Below are 18630 nucleotides of genomic sequence, written 5' to 3'. Positions count from 1 at the left end.
AGCTCAAAACTAATTTGAAAATAATTTGCAACTAATATGAAAGTAAAAGCATTTAAAAAAATAACAAGCCAAGATAATTTCATTTATCTTACTGTAGCCTTATGTTTATTATTATTAAGCACTGCATTGGCGCAACAGTTTTTCCATGCTTCCGTACAGCGAATGGTGCAATCCGCTACTATAGTTACCTTATTAGTAGCGGTATGGGGAGTGGAGTCTAAAAATTTCTTTTTAAGAAAAACCTTTATGCTCCCTTTTGCTATTTTAGTTTTTTCATTTTTTAGCGCCTGGCTAGATAACTCTTACTTCGATAAGTTGTATTTGTTTATGTTGTTGGTGTTTTTCATCATTACAGGCTTGCAAACAGCTAAACAAGTACTCTTTACTGGTGAAATTGATATCAATAAAATATTAGGAGCCATTTGCTTATATTTATTAATGGGCTTAATTTGGGCGGTAATATATACCTTGATCCAGCTTTACATCCCAGGTTCCTTTACAAATATAAACCAAAATAATCAATGGTTTACGTTATTCCCTGATTTTATGTACTTTTCCTTTGTTACATTAACAACCTTAGGTTTTGGTGATATTTCACCCACCTTACCCGTTTCACGATTTTTGGTGTATTTTGAAGCGATTGTTGGCCAATTTTATTTAGCTATATTAGTGGCAAATTTGGTTGGTTCACACATGGCCAGTACCAATTTAAAGCGAAACAACCGTATTAATTAAAAATGCTATTTAAATAAAAAACATACAATAAAGAGCCTATTAAAAACATTAATTCACTTAGAAAACCATCATAACAATGAGAAATATATGACAGATAAAACAGGCGATAATGAACAGGTGTTTAACCGACGTATTATTGATATAGCCATAAAACTTGGAGCTTTGGCTTTAGTTATTGTTTGGTGTTTTCAAATAATAAGTCCCTTTATTATGATAGTTATTTGGGCTGCAATTCTTGCTGTTGCTTTATTTCCACTTCACAGCAAGTTAAGCCGTTTGTTAAAAGGTAATAAAAAATTTGCTTCAATAATCATTGCCTTATTAGGTATATCTATTATTGCCGTACCTTCCACTAACCTAGCTTCTTCTGCTTTTGATTCTGCTCAGCATGTTTATACTGAAATGGAAGCAGGTACTTTAAAAATACCCAAGCCTAATGACAGCATCAAAGACTGGCCGTTGATTGGTGAAAAATTATTTCAACTTTGGTATGAATCATCACAAGATATTCAAACAGTTATTGAGCAATACAGCGAACAAGTTAAGGGGCTGTCTGAAAAATTATTATCTGCTGCTGCGGGTATTGTCGGCGGTATTTTACAATTTATTGCCTCGCTAATTATTGCTACCGTGTTTATGACCAAATCTACAAGCCTACATAATGGTGTAAGTAAGCTAACGCGTCGCTTGATGAATGAAAGTGGTGACAGAACAATTAACACCACTATTGCAACCATTCGCAGTGTTGCTACTGGCGTACTTGGCGTAGCTGCTATTCAATCATTATTAGCGGGGGTTGGATTAATGATTGCTCATATTCCTGGAGCAGGTGTATGGGCAATTATTGTGCTTATTTTAGCAATAGCACAACTTCCCCCTATTATTATTTTAGGGCCTATTGCCGCTTATTACTTTAGTGTGGCTGATACAACGCCAGCGGTTCTCTTTTTAATTTTCAGTGTTATTGTTAGTACTAGCGACGCTTTTTTAAAGCCATTATTTTTAGGTCGTGGTATGAATATACCAATGCTGGTTATTTTATTAGGCGCTATTGGCGGTATGTTAATGTCTGGTATTGTTGGCTTATTTGTTGGCGCTATTGTTTTAGCATTAGGTTATGAGTTGATCATGGATTGGTTAAACCAAAAAACGCTAAACAAAGAAAGTGCTAGCAAGCATAAAACAGAATATTAACTAACCTGAGTCCAGGTTAATGTTGTTTAGAAGCTAACAGGTAACTTACCTGTTGTTTTAATATTACCCAAAATAGCTTCCATACTGGCATTATAACCTGGGCTTATTTTTTGTCCTAATTTACTCTGGTAAATTCTATCGTCGAAATTTAACAAAACCGCATCAGCCAATTCACTATATTGCTTTAATAAAAAAGGAGATCCTTTAGCAATGAGTATTGATGGCGTTTTTAAATTCGCCGCTAGTGTTAATTGCTGCTTTAATAATTTGTCATAAGTTAATTTTTGCTGTTGTTGTGCCTTACTACCATAACTTGGTTTTGCGCCAGAGCCTTTACTTAAATTCAGATCATCCATACCGCCTAAATCAACCAAACTTGCGGTTTTAATATCAAGCGTGGCAATTACCACATCAGCCTGAGCAATTAATTTTTCGTTAATATTATTGAATTTTCTATCATCAGCAATAAAATAACTGATATTTATTTTTGCGTGTTCTTGACTAATAACCTTGCTGTTTATCGCGTTAGTTATAACGTTATTTATACTGCTAGTTAAAGCAAAACTAAGTGCATCAAGTTCTGCTTGATTAGCAACCACAAGATGAAGTTGTTTTGTGGTTTTTAACGATATAGGGATTAGTTGCTGATTGAAGTCACCCCCCATCTTAATAGCATTATTCTTAAGTAAAGTTAACGCAGCATCAGCTAGGGCTTGCTCGCTATTAAGGTGTTCTGTTGTGGCTATAACTTTTTCTGCATTCGCAATTTGAATTTCAATACTATCGCTAGGCAGTTTAATATATTGTTGCTTGTACTTGTTCAACCGAGCAATAGACTGTTGAAATTCGGCTAGCGTATATTCTTCTAACTCAATACGATCATTGAGAGATTTTGCAACATTTTTAACAAAGTCATAAAAATTGGCAATGTCTTTAGGGGTTTTTACTTTAAATGGCATTACCGCTAGATCAGCACCCGCAATAAAGGTTTCTACCACAGCTTCAACTTCTGTAAAAAACTGACTAATACCTGCCATATCAAGCGCATCGGTCGCGATAATACCGTCAAACGCCATATCAGTTCTGAGCAAATCCGTTAATATTTTACGTGACATAGTTGCGGGTCGAATCAGTTTATCGCCACTTTTACTGGTAAAAACACTACTATCAAGCACAGGATATTGAATATGTGCGGTCATTATCATCGCTGGTTTACTATTTTTTATTGCCCAAGTAAAAGGCGCGAGATCGACTGCATCAATTTTGGCTCTGTCGTGATCAACACGCGGTAAACCTAAGTGACTATCTACATGAGTATCGCCATGCCCTGGGAAGTGTTTCAGTGTAGCCATAACGTCTTGTGCTTGAATTGCATTAACAGCACTTGCGCCAAGCTCGGCAACTTGCGTTGCAGATTCGCCAAATGAACGGGTATTAATTACTGGGTTATCTGCATTAGTATTCACATCAATTACTGGTGCGTAATTATTATTAATCCCTAAGGCTTTTAATTCTTTGGCAATCACCGCATTAACTTGTGTGGCAAAAGAAGTACCATGTTTAGGGTAGCTCGCGCCAATAGCCATATTACCTGCAAAGCCGGTCATATCAGCAAAACGAGCAACACGTCCGCCCTCTTGATCGATCGAAATTATTAACGGGTTTTTACTTTCCGACTTAAGCGCAGCGCTTTGAATATCATAAGTTAGCTTTACAATTTGTGCGGTGTTTTGTACATTTTCAGCAAACAGTACAATACCACCAACTGAAGTCTCACTGATCAAGGTTGCCAACTCTTCAGGTAGCTTGGTAACGCCTTTTCGGCAATGTTTCGATGTTGGTACGCTAGGTTTGCCATTAACGTCTGCACAATAATAACGAATATCAAGAGACATTCTTTGTGCAACCTGTTGTTCAAAATCAGTCAATTTTTGGAGATTGATTCGCTTATTGTTCATGTTTATTGGTTCTGCCTGACTTGGAAAAATACTGAATATAATAGAACTAAAAATTAGTGTGCTTATTACTAATACAAAGCCTTTATGACGAAAGAGATTACTTGGTAAATTTACCATTTAAAACACACCTAAAACATATACCTGCAACATATAACTACAACATAAACATAACAAACGGTTATTTACAAAGCGCGATAACATATTTCACTAACTTATTAATACCTACCGCCGCTTCACTAATTGATTCAGCAAGCATGTAAGCTGGGGTTGTTACCACTTTATAAGTTTCATCAATAACAATATCCGTTACCGTACAATCAATATGCGTTAAACCTTTTGCGGTGATCAAGTTTGCCGTGGCATTGTCCTTACCAATAGTACCCTTAATTCCCTCAGGGTAAATAAGGGGCAGCATTGCCGGTGCAATACACATAAAGCCTGCAGGTTTTTCAACGTTGGCAAACGATTTGGCGGCAGTTAATACTTGTTCATTGACTTGGAAAGTATCGTTATCTTCAATATTACATAGTGCGAAATTACTTAGATTTTTTGCAGCACCAAAGCCACCAACAAAAATAATAGCGTCGAATTCTTTTTCATCCAATTCAACAATATCTTCTACGTCACCACGACCAATACGCGCTGCTTCAACCAATACATTTCGGCTCTCAGCTGCACTAACTTCACCAGTTAAGTGATTAATAACATGATGCTGCGCAATATTAGGAGCGAAACAGCGATAACTAGCGCCTTGTTGATCTATGGCGAGTAAAGTAAGCACCGCTTCTTGAATTTCACTACCATCGTAAACACCACAACCACTTAAAATTACTGCTATGTTTTTCATTATTTACCCTTCTACTATTAATGTTAGTAAATCGTAGTACTAACGTTTAATGACAATTATCCTTTTATATGACAACTGTACCTTTAATGGCAACTATACTTTTAATAACACTGTACCTTTAATGAGATGGTACCTTTTAATAACAACTATACCTGATGATGTTTAAAAAAGTTGTTTAAAAACAGTTATGCCTACGACTTTACTTTAACCAAGGCTATTATTTTAAAGCATATCAGCTTTAAAATCCGAAAGTGACAAAAAAACTAGGTGAATAAATTGTATTAACCATGTTAAAGCAAACCACAAATTTGCTATGATATACTTCAGTTACCACTCAAGTGTCTACTTTAACGTAAATATTGAATGGTATAGCAATAGCAAAAGCCAACCACTTTCAAATAATTTAGGTAACCCAATGCAACGACTAGCCCCAGCTTTACGTCAAGACAATGTACCTCTTGATTTAATTTCATTGATCCAAGCAATTTTAACCGCATCAAAAGATATTTCATTTCGTGTAGGTCAAGGTCACTTAAACGACTTATTAGGCTCAACAGAAGATGAGAACGTTCAAGGCGAAGTACAAAAAAAATTAGACGTGATCTCTAATGATATGTTGAAAGAAATTATTCTTGAGTCTGGTTTTGTAAAGGCTATCTCATCAGAAGAAGAAGACCACTGTGTTGCTGGTGTTGAAGATGGTAAATACCTTGTTTCTTTTGACCCACTTGATGGTAGCTCTAATACCGACATTAACTCGTTAATCGGTACTATTTTTTCAATTCATGAAGCACCTAAAGATTTAGCTGCTAATGATAATGATATGTTCAAGCAAGCAGGTGACAAGCAGGTATGTGCTGGTTATGTGCTTTATGGCCCGTCAACTATGCTTGCTATGACTACAGGTAACGGCACTCACTTTTATGTATTAGACAAAACTCAAGGTGAGTTTCTTTTAGTAGAACGTAATGTGCAAGTACCTGCCGATACTGCTGAATTTTCAGTGAATATGTCAAATCAACGTTTTTGGCAAACACCAATGCAAAATTACATTAATGATTTACTTGCTGGCAACACTGGCCCTCGTGGTAAAAACTTTAATATGCGTTGGATTGCAGCTATGGTGGGTGATATTCATCGTGTGTTATGTCGTGGCGGTATTTTTACTTACCCAACAGACAGTAAAGATGCGAGTAAACCAAATAAGTTACGTTTAATGTACGAAGCCAATCCAATGGCATTTTTACTTGAGCAAGCTGGCGGTTTAGCTATGACCAGCCAAGGCCGTATTATGGATATACAGCCTGATAGTATTCATCAACGTGTTGAAGTTATCATGGGTTCTAAAAACGAAGTAGAGAAGTGCTTAAGCTATTACAAGTAATCTGAATTAGCTTAACCTCTGTAGATTATTGTGGAAATTATAATTAAAAAGAGCTTATTGTTTAAAACAATAAGCTCTTTTTTTGGTACTCATTAGTTATTTAAAATAGGTTAAAATAACTACATTTGAAAAGCTTTACCATTAAGTGTTAATTGCGTTTGTACGTATTTTGCATCAAAACTAATCATGTTATCTTTTTTAGTAAAATAGCCTTGCTCAACAAAACTATCTACCATTGGTGTTACGCCTAAACTATCTAAAAAACCAACAGGCACTTGTCCTTTAGCATCAGCTTCTAAAGCCATAATCAATGCCATTGAGTTTAAGTTATTGGTGTCAACTAAGTCTTCGTTGAGTGTAAAAGTGAATTGACTCTCTACTTTACCTTCTGCGGTTTCTACACTTAAATCAGTTACTTTTAAGCGAGGTTTTTGCGCTAATATTTGTTGCGCAACATCAGCTAAAGCAGCCATCAATTCTTCGGTTTGAACATCATCAACATTGTTTTGATCTATATCGTATTCAACAGCATTACTTGCGGGAAGGTTTTCCATCGCAGTATTTAGCTCTTGTAAGGCATTAATATCGATATTGTCTAAAACGATCTCTAAATTAGGTTGCTCAAACGTTTGACCTGAGGTGGTAATATCTTTGGCGTGATATTTTAAATCTAATGCTAACAATTCACTATCTAATGAAACTACTGAGTTAAGCTCGGCGTCATTTAATGAGAAAACAGTATTATTATCGCTAGTCATACTCATCTTCGATACTTTAAAGTTTGCATCACCGGTTAAAATTGCGGTGCCTTGTAAATAATCACCGCGCGCAACTTTTTGTTCGGTAGTCATATTAACTTTACCAACAACAAAGTGATCACCAAATTCTTTTAACTCAAGGCCACCCCAAGAAAAAGTACCTGAAATTTCTTTATTATCAATAAAGGTAAATTGTGCAGATGATGGAGCTGAAACAATAGAACTGCCATCTTCTTCAATACTCACTTCATCGGTGCTAATAAAAGCAGTAACATTTTTATTAAAGCCTAATAACGCACCTAGGTGGATTTTTTCATTCAGTAACTGAGTAATATCTTCATCAATATCTACTGACAATAACTTAAAGGTCATTGTCGAATAGCCTAAACCAAACTGTAAACCTTGATCCGCAATAATTATTGGCCCAAACGTTAGTTTCTCTTCTAATAATACGGTAACTTCACCTAAGCCGTCGTCTTCTAGGTTAAAGGTTAATTCAGAGCTGACATCAGCGCCAAACCAGCTACTAGTGTATTGATTAGTTGTTAAGATAACGTCATCGTGTTTATTGAGTTCCATAACCGATTTTTCACGCTCTTCTTCAACAATCGAGCCAATAAACTTTGGTGCTACGAGCAAACCTGCAACGATAACACCAACAGCAATAACTATTTTTTTCATGGTTTCCTATTCCTTTTTATTTTTGGTTTAAATATTTTACTTTTACTTTAATTTATAGGGACTTTCGAATTAAAGAGAACGTTGACGTACTATTTCAAATAAACAAATACCTGTGGCTACTGATACATTCAAGCTTGAAACCGCACCAGCCATAGGTAATTTAACCAGTTGATCACAGTTTTCTCGCGTTAAGCGACGCATACCTTTACCTTCAGAACCCATAACAAGAGCAATTGGCCCTGAAAGCTTAACATCGTACAAGTTAGTATCGGTTTCACCGGCAGTGCCAACAATCCATACACCTTGCTGCTGCAGGTGTTTCATGGTTCTTGATAAGTTAGTAACTTGCACTAAAGGCACACTTTCAACTGCGCCAACTGCAACTTTACGTACTGTTGGAGTAATTTGTGCGGCATTATCTTTAGGAACAATAATCGCTTGAACTCCAGCGGCATCGGCATTTCGCAAACACGCACCAAGATTGTGAGGATCGGTAACGCCATCAAGAATAAGTAAAAATGCTGGAACCTCTTTTTTATTCGCAGCTTGAATAATATCGTCTAGATCATTCTCGTTATATTGTTTACCGGGCCTTACTCGAGCGATAACACCTTGATGTTGCTCACCTTCACTTTTTTCATCTAATGCTTTACGACTGACTAGTTGCGTACCAATACCATATTTACGTGTTAAGTTAATGATTGGCATCATACGGTCATCTTCACGACCTTTTAACATCCAAATTTCAATAAAACGCTCTGGGGCTGCGTCAATTAAGGCATTAATTGCGTGAATACCAAAAACTAACTCTTCATTTTTCGCCATGATCTTTCTCTGTATTTATTTTAAAATAAGTACTTAATAAAAAAGCACTTAATAAACAACCTGAGCTCAGGTTAAATAGTATTACTTAGCTGCGTTTTTACGGGCATTTTTACCAGGACGTTTTTTTCGTGCACTGCGTTTTTTAGCCTTACTCTTTTCTTTAGGTTTAGTACTACCCTTTGGCTTAGGCTTAGGTTTAGGTTTAGGTTTAGGTTTAGGTTTAGGCTTTCTCGCTTGCGTTCCCTTAGCTTCATTTCTATCCGTTTTAGGGGCTGTTGCATTTGGCGTTGAACGACGCCCCCTGCCTTTATCATTGCCACGACCTTTAGACTGCCCTTTGCTTGGCGCTTCATAATCAGAGCCTTCAAGGCGTAGATCTATTTTCTTTTCATCAAGATTAACGGCAGCAACTTGCACACGAATTTCGTCGCCAACACGGTATTTTTTACCGCTGTTTTCACCAGTTAGACACAATCGTACTTCATCAAATTGATAAAAGTCTTTACCTAAAGAAGTAATATGTACCAAACCTTCAATGTGTAAATCTTGCAAACGCACAAACATACCGAAGTTGGTAACCGTAGAAATAACACCTGAGAAGCAATCGCCCACATGATCTTGCATAAACTCACATTTAAGCCAGTCGGCAACATCACGTGTGGCTTCATCAGCACGACGTTCGGTCATTGAACAATGCTCACCCAACTCAATAACTTCTTCTAGGGTGTAATCATAAAAACCTTCATTGGCTTTATTTTTTACTTCTTTTTCTAAAATAGCTTTAATGACACGATGTACTACTAAATCTGGGTAGCGGCGAATAGGTGAAGTAAAATGACTATATGAAGGTAATGCTAAACCAAAGTGTCCTTCGTTATCGCTTTGATAAACGGCTTGACGCATAGAGCGTAATAGCATGGTTTGAATTAATTCTTGATCAGGGCGACCTGCAACTTTAGCTAAGATATCGCCATAATCTCTTGGTTCTGGCTCTTCTTTAGCCGGCATTTTTAAACCAAGTTCATTAAGGTAAGTAATAAAGTTTCTATACTTTTCTTCACTTGGTTTGTCATGCACACGGAATAAACCCGGTGCTTCATGTTTTTCTATAAATTTAGCCGTAGCAACATTCGCTAAGATCATACATTCTTCAATGATCTTATGTGCGTCATTACGAATTAATGGCACAACACTGTCTATTTTTTTGTTTTCATTAAAGAGGAAAATAGATTCTTGTGTTTCAAAAGCTATCGCACCACGTTTTAACCGAGCATCAGTTAAAGCATGATACATCTGCTCAAGGTTTTTCAAATCAGGTACTACAGCTTGATATTCATTAATAAGTGCTTCGTCGCCATCAAGAATTGCTGCAACTTTTGTATAAGTAAAACGTGCGTGCGAGCGCATTACCGCTGGGTAAAATTGGCTACCAGATAATTTACCCGTGGCACTTACGGTCATTTCACAAACCATACAAAGCCTGTCTACGTCAGGATTTAATGAACATAATCCATTCGATAACTTTTCTGGCAGCATCGGAATTACTTGGCTTGGAAAATACACTGAGTTACCACGAGAGATAGCTTCATCGTCAAGTGCGGTACCATGTCTAACGTAATAACTTACATCAGCAATAGCTACCCATAAACGCCAGCCGCCTGATTTTTTAGGTTCACAATACACAGCGTCATCAAAATCTCGTGCATCTTCTCCATCGATGGTTACCAATGGTAAGTCACGTAAATCTTTACGCGGTAATTTTGAAGATTCTTCTACTTCATCGGCAATACCGGCTACTTCAGCTTGTACAGTATGAGAGAATTGATGAGGTAAATCATGGGCGCGTAACGCTATTTCAATTTCCATACCTGGTGCTAAATGATCGCCCAAAACTTCAACCACTTTACCAATAGTTTGAGTACGCCTAGTTGGTCTTTCAATAATTTCAACTACCACCATTTGACCATGGCGAGCGCCCATTCTACCTTCAGGAGTAATAAGTACTTCTTGTTTAATTTTACTATCTTCAGCAATGACTTTACACATATGAGCGTCAACATAAAGTCGACCAACGATAGGTGCATTTCTAGGTTCAATAACTTCGAGTATTTTTACTTCTTTTCTACCTTTACGGTCAGCGCGGTCAACCAACATGGCCTGCACAATATCACCATGAAAAACACGCTGCATTTCAAAAGCAGAAATATAAAAATCTTTACCATTTTTATCAGTAACTGAGGCATCGTCTGGCGCAAAAAAGCCAAAGCCATCGCGATGGCCAATAACTTTACCCGTTATAAGGCTATTTTTTTCAGGTAAAGCATATTGCTTAAATTTGTTGAAAATTATCTGCCCACTGTTTTCCATGGCACGTAAACGACGTTTAACCCCGATCAACTGATATTCCTCAGTATATTTTAAGGTTTTAATTAAGCTATTAAAGGTAGGCGGAGGTGAGCATTTTTCGATTATTGATAGCAATAATTCGCGTGAGGCTACAGGCTGTTCGTATTTTTTAGCTTCGCGTTTAGCGTGTGGATCGTTATAGGTCACTATATAAAAAGTCAATATTTAAGGATAATTGACACTAAGTATACCACTAACCAGTCAATCACTAATGGTTAATTTGTATAGCTTGTTTTTTTTGCTTGTTCAACCACGTTATTAGGCATTTTTCTGGCAAGGTCAGCAAGTAATTCGCTAATTTTTTTATGGGTTTCTTTATCATCTGTTAATGAATTAAATAATTGCGAATATAAAGCTGGGTAATCTAACGGACTACCGTAACCCTGTTGATAAATTTCAGCTAGGCGAATTTGTGCCGCTAGATTGTCTAAACTTGCCGCTGTTTTTAAATAAATAATAGCGCGGTCAATATCCACCTGCATAAACTTACCTTGGTGATAATAACGGCCTAGTTGCTCTAATCCTTCAGCTAAGCCCTGATCAGCAGCTAAATGCATATAATGTAAACCTAGGGGAATATCTTTTTTAACACAAACCCCATAAGCTAACATATCGCCCCACAAATACTGATAAGACGGCATATTGGCTTTATTAGCTCGGGCTTCAATATCTTGCACTAATTGACATTCATCTAAAACTACTTGCCCCAAATGCTTATTTTCTTTAATTAGATCAAGTAATTGATCGTCTGAGTAAATTTGTACTGCTTGCATATTCTGGTTTGCCGCCCAAGCAGAAGTACAGGTAGAGAGAATAAGTAAAACTGACAATAAAATACGCATAATAATCCTAATAGAGCTATTGCTAACGATAACGAGTTATTACTTTATATCGACAATAAAGTGATTTAGATAAAAATATTTAAAATGCTTTATTAGTTCATTAATTAATAACAACTAAATTAACAAGCTTGCACTGACCATTTAATACTTATCTTATTTTTATTATTCAAATGCAAGTTTAGCACCAATATATGAGTTTAAAATCAGTCGCCTGAAATTTCATTGTTTAACTCACTAGCAATAATAAAAATATCCACTCAAAATACATTAAACATAAGTAACCTGAGTTCGGGATAAGCAAAATGCTACAACAGCCTTAATTACCCGTATTACTTCGTTATGAAAGCTCCCAATAACCCGTTATTGGCTTCGCTTTCCTGCCTTGTACTACGAATAATTAAAACTATTGTAAAGGTAAAATCCTAAGTGATTGATATTATTATTCTACTCACTTTCATTATCCCGAACACAGATTAAGCAATATTCTGATTATCAATAACAAACACATATTAATTTATAGCAATGATATAAATGCTATGGCATTATTTTTCTAGCTAAAGGTATCGCATTAATTTTAGCTAAATAAAGGGTAGATTACCCAGCTTTTATTTTAGATTAAAATCAAAATACAATTGAAAGGAAAAATCAATGACAACACCGCTTAAGAAATTCAATAAACTGTTAGGTTGCTCGCTACTAGCGTGTTCAAGCTTAGCAGTGCAAGCAGGAGAGATTCCTGAAAACATTACCTCTGCAGATCGAGTTGAAACCAGTATTGGTAGCTTAGTTTACCAAAATGGTGTTCCAACAGAAGCAACTGCACAAAAAGTATATGATACGCTAGATTTTACTCGCGCCTTAAATGTTTTTAATAACAGTTTTCGCGGTGCTTCTGCACTTGCCATAGCTAAAGGTTTGGAAAGCGCAGGGGTAAAAGATAACTCTGTCGCTATTTTTTCTGAGTTGATGGATTCTAATTCAATATTTCTTACGGCCAATGCTGATACCATTTATTATCTTTCTGTATTAGATCTAACCAAAGGGCCAATTATCATTGAACAGCCACCAAATGGTTTAGGTACTATAAATGACATGTGGTTTTCATGGAGCATTGATATAGGTAAACCAGGACCAGATCGCGGTGAAGGGGGTAAATACTTAATCGTACCGCCAGGTTACGACGAAAATCTACTTCCTGATGGCGGTTACTTCATCGCTAAATCAAAAACTAACCGTGCATTATATGCAGCGCGTTCTTTCTTAGTTAACAATGACCCTAAACCAGCGGCTGACTTAATTAAGAAAACCATGAAAATTTATCCTTATACGCCAGGTACTGTAGGTACAAGTATTGCCTCTGCACTTACTGGTAAAGTTCGTTTAGGGCGTGGTGGTCCAATTCCTGAAACTACTTTTGTTGAACTTACAGGAAAAAGTTTTAATACAGTACCACCAAGTGATTTTGGCTTCTTTGAAATGATAAACGAAAATATTCAAGAGCAGCCTGCAACAAGTTATGATCCAGAGCTAACAGGGCAACTTGCTGCTATTGGTATTGTTAAAGGCAAGCCTTTCAAGCCTGATTCTCGTATGCGAAGAATCTTAACTGATGCTGCTGAAGTTGGTGCTGCTGCAGGTCGTTCATTTAACTGGCGTTACGCTATGGCGCATCCTGAATGGCGTTATTATGAAGATTCAAACTGGGGTAACATGTTATTTGAAGGTGGTTATAACTTCGAAACACCACCACCAATGTTTGATGGCAAAACTGGCATGTTCAAACCATTTCATCCAACAGGTGCGCGTACTTTAGATTCACGTTCTGCGTTTTACTTCGGTTACACCCTAGATTCACCAGCCATGATCATGCGTATACCAGGTGTTGGTTCGCAATACTTAATGAGCTTCGCAGATAGTAAAAATGAAATATTTAACGGTGAAAAAACCTATAAGGTTACCTTACCTAAAGATATTCCAGCGGCTGCTTTCTGGTCATTCACAGTATATGACAACCAATCACGTTCAATGCTTGCGACACCTCAACGCTACCCTCGTGCTGGTAGTCAAAGCTACCCTTCACCTGCGGCAAAAGCCAATAAAGATGGCTCAACTACTATTTACTTTGCCCCTAAACAACCTAAAGGTGTAGACCGTGGCAACTGGATTCAAACTATGCCGAACAAAGGTTGGTTTACTATCCTACGTCTATACAGCCCTAAACCTTCATTCTTTGACAAGACTTGGCAGCCTACTGAAATTGAATTGGTAGACTAATCCTTCTTTTCAAGGACTAAGTAGGCCTTTAAATAAAGGTTAACTAAAGCATAAATGGCTAATCACGAAATTTTCGTGATTAGCCATTTTTTTGTTGTGTAATATTTTTGTTTTATGACTTTAATTCCCACTGAAATCCCGCACTTTGAATGGTAACGGGTATATACACATGTCAGATCAGTTACATATTAAAAAGCCAGTACTAAATCAATAGCACTGGCTTTTTAATATGTAACCTGAATTCAGGTTATGTAGAAAGATCAATTAACTAAAAATTAGCTGCTATATCTTTGCCTTTTATGAAGTGCTTAATAATTGATTCTCTTTACGTTTATCTCGTAATACCAACAAACACGGTGTTAGTACTAAGGTTAAGACTGTTGCGAATGCTAAGCCACCTGCAATAGCGGTTGCCAGTTGTGTCCACCATTGAGTAGAAGGCGCGCCAAACACAATAGTACGTTCAAAGAAGTCTAAATTTACCTGCAATACCATAGGCAATAAACCTAGAATAGTCGTGATAGTGGTTAACATAACAGGGCGTAAACGTTGTGCGCCGGTACGTAATATTGCGTCAACCACCCCAGAGCCTTCTTTGCGTAATACGTTATAGGTATCAATAAGTACAATGTTATTATTTACTACTATGCCCGCTAATGAAATAACGCCAATCCCCCCCATGACAATACCAAAAGGTTTTTGTACCAATAACAAGGCTAAAAACACCCCGACAGTTGAGAAGATAACCGCGCTTAAAATCAAAAACGCTTGATAGAAACTATTAAACTGGGTTACTAAGATCATCGCCATAACAAATAAAGCAATACCAAAAGCATTCACTAAAAATGTTTGCGATTCTTCTTGGTCTTCATTCTGCCCTTTCACATCAATTTCAACTGAGTAATGTAAACCCAAAGTCGGTAATTGTGCTTGTAAAAGGGGTAACTCATTCAGCAACTGCGCACCAGGAACTAAGTTAGCTTGTATAGTCACTACACGCTTTGCATCAACTCTATGAATAGTATCAACCTTAGGTGCCGCTTTACGTTCAACAAAACTACCTACTGGCACTAAGCCTGACTGTGTTTTTAAGCGAAGTGAGTCCAGTCGAGAAATATTTCGCTTTTCTTCGGGAAAACGAACACGAATATCCAACTCATCATCAACATCATCAGGGCGATATTCACCAAGCTTTAAACCGTTAGTAACCATTTGCACACTTGAGCCAACAAGTGCCGCATCTGCGCCATAAGTTGCTGCTTTATTACGGTTAATAATTAGCTGCCATTCTATACCCGGTTTTGCTCCTGTATCTTCAATATCGGTAAACTTGCCTGTAGCAACTAACGCATTACGGATAATAGCTACCGATTCATCTAATTTTTCAGGAAAACGTGAGCTCAATTCAAGCTTTAAATCTTTACCATTTTGCGGGCCGTTTTCATTTTTTCTTACTTCAATTTCAACACCAGCGAGATCGGCAGTTAACTCATGAATAGTCTCGATAATTTCGTCCGCCGCGCCTCTTATTTGCCAATCAACAAAGTTAACTTTAAAGGTACCTATTTGATCCGTTCCACCGGTTCGGGTATATAAGGTTTCTATCTCTTCAAGTGGTAAAATACGTTGCTCGATAGAACGCATAATCACGTCTTTTTCGTTGATTGATAGATCGCCATGCGAGCGTACAACCATAGTTGCACTTTGTGGTTCAACATCAGGAAAAAAGCTTACACCAAGACCTGAAGCGCCATATAACCACATAACTAAAAACGAAACAGCAAAAGTACCAGCCACAACTTTCCATGGGTGTTTAATTGCGGTTGTTAGTACTCGAATGTACTTGCCAGTAAAGCCTGTTAATTTGTCGAAATTACCAGCTTCAGCGTGATCTATTTGTTGTTGCTCGGCTTTACTTACTAAACGTGGCTTACCTAAAACAGAGCCTAGTGTTGGCACAAATACTAAAGCCATGGCTAATGAAGCGGTTAACACAGCGATTAAGGTAAAGGGTAGATATTTCATAAATTCTCCCATGATACCTGGCCAAAACATTAACGGCGCAAAGGCTGCAAGTGTGGTTGCTGTAGAGGCTATAATTGGCCATGCCATTCTACGTGCAGCAGTAGCGTATGCGTGTTTTTTATTGTGCCCTTCGTTCATTTGTCGGTCGGCAAATTCGGTGACAACAATCGCACCATCTACCAGCATACCGACAGCCATAATTAAACCAAATAACACTACAATATTTACGGTCATACCTGCCAAGGCAATAACTAATATACCCGTTAAAAAAGCGCCCGGAATGGCTAAACCTACTAATAAGGCACTACGCGCACCTAAGGCTGCAATAATGACAATTACAACTAACAGTACAGCCGAGAATACATTGTTTTGTAAATCAGTTAAGGTGTTTTTTATTTCTATTGATTGGTCACCAACATAATCAACCTGTACTTGTTGCGGCCATTTCACACGACTTTCAGCAATAATAGCTTTAACTTTTTCTACGGTTTCGATGAGGTTTTCACCAGAGCGTTTTTTCACTTCAATTGAAATTGAACGATGACCATTGAGACGAGCAAAGCTAGTAGGGTCTTTGTAGGCACGTCGAACTGTTGATACGTCTTGGAAGGTGATAACGCGATCGCCATCAACCTTAATAGGTAGCTCTAATAAATCTTGAATATTTTCAAACACTGAAGGTACTTTAATGGCAAAGCGCCCTTTACCTGTATCCATTGTACCTGCAGGTACTAAACGGTTATTTCGCTCTACAAGATTATAAATGTCCGCTTGATCAAGACCATAACTTTCCATTAATAATGGATCGACAATAATTTCAACCATGTCTTCACGGTCACCACCAATATCAACCTCAAGCACTTCTTGCATGCTTTCAATACTGTCTTTTACATCACGGGCTATGGTAATTAAACCTCGTTCAGTTACAGCGCCTGATAAAACAACTGTTAATGCGGCTTCTTGGTTTGCCATAGTAACTTCATTCACTACTGGCTCTTCGGTTTCACTCGGTAACTTAGCTTTTGCTAACGTCACTTTGTCGCGCACATCAGCAAGTGCTTCTTTTGGATCGAGCCCGGCAATAAACTCTAAGGTAACAGAGGCATGTCCTTCGCCGGCGTTAGAGCGCATTTCTTTAATACCAGCAATAGACTTTAGTTCATTCTCCATTGGCCTTACCAGCATACGTTCAGCATCTTCAGGAGAGATGCCGTCATGTACCATAGACACATAAATAATTGGAATGGTGATATCTGGGTTAGCTTCTTTAGCAATGTTGTTGTAGGTTACTGCGCCTGAGATAAGCAGTAATACAAACAACATCAATACCGTACGCGTTCGCGTTAAAGCGGCTTCAATAAGCGTTAACATAATTGATCCTATTCTTTATCGGCAGAGGTTGCTGCTTGCTCTGTAGATGCCGTATCAAATATAGCATCCACTTTATCGCCTGCACGGACAAAACCTTGCCCTAATACAATGATATCAACTTGATCGCCAAGCCCCGTTAACCATATGCCATCGCTTTCACTTTTAATGATCTCAATAGGTGTAAATTGAACAATGGTGTCTTTAACTGACTTAACACCGATATTGCCACTTTCATCTAAGGCAAGTAACGCTGGGGAGATTTTAATCGCTGACATTTCAGCTAACTCGATCGTTAGTTCACCGCTTAAGCCCGCTAACAATTGCATGTTTTTATTTTCTATTTCTACTTCAATTTTAAAGGTATTGGTCGCATCATTACCTACACTGGCAATATAACGAAGCACGCCTTGTGCCTTCTCACCATTTAATAGGGTTACTTGTGCTATTTGCCCAACCGACAATTGACTGATTTGGCGCTCGGTTACATGAGCGCGAACAATAAGCGGATCTAAATCTGCGATGATAGCAATGTCATCACCTGACTTAACATAATCCCCAACTTCAACATTACGTGTATTTAAAATACCGCTAAATGGCGCTCTAACAACGGCGTTGGCAATGTCTAACTCTAAACGTTCAATCTCAGCTTTTACAGACTCAAGTGCCGCATATGATTGTGCTAACTGAACCTTACCTTGATAGCCTTTTTGACTTAGCTTTAATGCACCTTCATACTCAACTTCACGCTGCTTTAACAACGCTTTACTACTTGTTAATTGTACTGGTAAACCATTTAAAGCAATTTTGGCAATAACTTGCCCTTTAGATACTTTTGAACCGCGTTTTGCTAATACTTCAGTAATTTTACCGTCAAGTTCAGCTTTTAATGTGGCAATACGATCAGGCTCTGTGCGACCATATAGCTCTATTATTTTATGAATATTGCTGCCATAACGTGTTTCAACTTTTACTTGCGCCGTTAGCTCCTTTTCATTATGACTAGGAGTGTTCGCTTTTATTTCCGCTTTTTGTTCGCTCGCGCTAGGGCCTGAGGCCATCCAAAAAAATAAAATTAGGGTAATGATAATGGCAATAAGATAAGGCTTTTGTGCTAACCAACTGGAATTAAAGATATGTTTCATTAAAAGATCTCCATATTTATATGGCGATATAGTAACCCATTTTACAGCGATGATAAAAAATAACTTATATAAACGCACAAACTATAATTAATGTGAATCAGTACTATTGAGTTTTTTTGAGCGGAATTAATTAGCTAGAAACAAAAATACCGACAATTGCCGGTATTTTTAAGTCTAATTACACAGGT

At 37.5% G+C, this 18630-nt stretch carries 12 protein-coding genes; 4 read left to right on the top strand and 8 right to left on the bottom strand.

The window, feature by feature from the left end:
- Positions 1 to 36: 36 nt before the first annotated feature.
- The gene (locus tag CWS31_RS00840) at positions 37 to 735 is read left to right on the top strand and encodes a potassium channel family protein (RefSeq protein ID WP_246143248.1); all 699 of its coding nucleotides are present in this window, start codon (positions 37 to 39) and stop codon (positions 733 to 735) included.
- A gap of 87 nt (positions 736 to 822) precedes the next feature.
- On the top strand, positions 823 to 1929 hold the full coding sequence (locus CWS31_RS00835; RefSeq protein WP_101343263.1) for an AI-2E family transporter: 1107 nt from the start codon (positions 823 to 825) through the stop codon (positions 1927 to 1929).
- Between the two features lie 26 nt (positions 1930 to 1955).
- On the opposite strand, the gene CWS31_RS00830 is transcribed toward CWS31_RS00835, so the two are convergent.
- Positions 1956 to 3887, bottom strand: coding sequence for a glycoside hydrolase family 3 N-terminal domain-containing protein (locus tag CWS31_RS00830; protein WP_101343722.1), 1932 nt, complete (start codon positions 3885 to 3887; stop codon positions 1956 to 1958).
- A gap of 178 nt (positions 3888 to 4065) precedes the next feature.
- Positions 4066 to 4734 (bottom strand): isoprenoid biosynthesis glyoxalase ElbB, encoded by a 669-nt coding sequence (gene elbB / locus CWS31_RS00825; RefSeq protein ID WP_101343262.1) that lies wholly within the window; start codon positions 4732 to 4734, stop codon positions 4066 to 4068.
- 415 nt (positions 4735 to 5149) lie between these two features.
- On the opposite strand from elbB, the gene CWS31_RS00820 reads away from it, so the two are divergent.
- Positions 5150 to 6118, top strand: coding sequence for a class 1 fructose-bisphosphatase (locus CWS31_RS00820; protein WP_101343261.1), 969 nt, complete (start codon positions 5150 to 5152; stop codon positions 6116 to 6118).
- Between the two features lie 119 nt (positions 6119 to 6237).
- On the opposite strand, the gene CWS31_RS00815 is transcribed toward CWS31_RS00820, so the two are convergent.
- The 4 genes from CWS31_RS00815 to CWS31_RS00800 form a co-directional block, all read right to left on the bottom strand.
- Entirely contained in the window at positions 6238 to 7557 is a 1320-nt protein-coding gene (locus tag CWS31_RS00815) for a YdgA family protein (RefSeq protein WP_101343260.1), read from the bottom strand.
- A 69-nt stretch (positions 7558 to 7626) separates the two neighbouring features.
- Positions 7627 to 8382, bottom strand: a complete 756-nt coding sequence (gene rlmB, locus CWS31_RS00810) for a 23S rRNA (guanosine(2251)-2'-O)-methyltransferase RlmB (protein ID WP_101343259.1) — start codon at positions 8380 to 8382, stop codon at positions 7627 to 7629.
- Between the two features lie 81 nt (positions 8383 to 8463).
- Complete coding sequence (gene rnr, locus CWS31_RS00805; RefSeq protein ID WP_101343258.1) at positions 8464 to 10935, bottom strand: ribonuclease R; 2472 nt, start codon at positions 10933 to 10935, stop codon at positions 8464 to 8466.
- Between the two features lie 68 nt (positions 10936 to 11003).
- Positions 11004 to 11630, bottom strand: coding sequence for a tetratricopeptide repeat protein (locus tag CWS31_RS00800; RefSeq protein ID WP_101343257.1), 627 nt, complete (start codon positions 11628 to 11630; stop codon positions 11004 to 11006).
- Between the two features lie 648 nt (positions 11631 to 12278).
- Here CWS31_RS00800 and CWS31_RS00795 point away from each other — a divergent pair.
- Positions 12279 to 13904 (top strand): DUF1254 domain-containing protein, encoded by a 1626-nt coding sequence (locus CWS31_RS00795; protein ID WP_101343256.1) that lies wholly within the window; start codon positions 12279 to 12281, stop codon positions 13902 to 13904.
- A 297-nt stretch (positions 13905 to 14201) separates the two neighbouring features.
- On the opposite strand, the gene CWS31_RS00790 is transcribed toward CWS31_RS00795, so the two are convergent.
- A complete protein-coding gene (locus CWS31_RS00790; protein ID WP_101343255.1) occupies positions 14202 to 17300 on the bottom strand; it encodes an efflux RND transporter permease subunit in 3099 nt (1032 codons plus the stop codon).
- An 8-nt stretch (positions 17301 to 17308) separates the two neighbouring features.
- Positions 17309 to 18442, bottom strand: coding sequence for an efflux RND transporter periplasmic adaptor subunit (locus CWS31_RS00785; protein ID WP_101343254.1), 1134 nt, complete (start codon positions 18440 to 18442; stop codon positions 17309 to 17311).
- Positions 18443 to 18630: the final 188 nt, after the last annotated feature.

It is taken from the genome of Colwellia echini, from assembly GCF_002843355.2.
Classification (GTDB): domain Bacteria; phylum Pseudomonadota; class Gammaproteobacteria; order Enterobacterales; family Alteromonadaceae; genus Colwellia; species Colwellia echini.
This window is presented reverse-complemented; position numbering and strand designations above follow the sequence as displayed.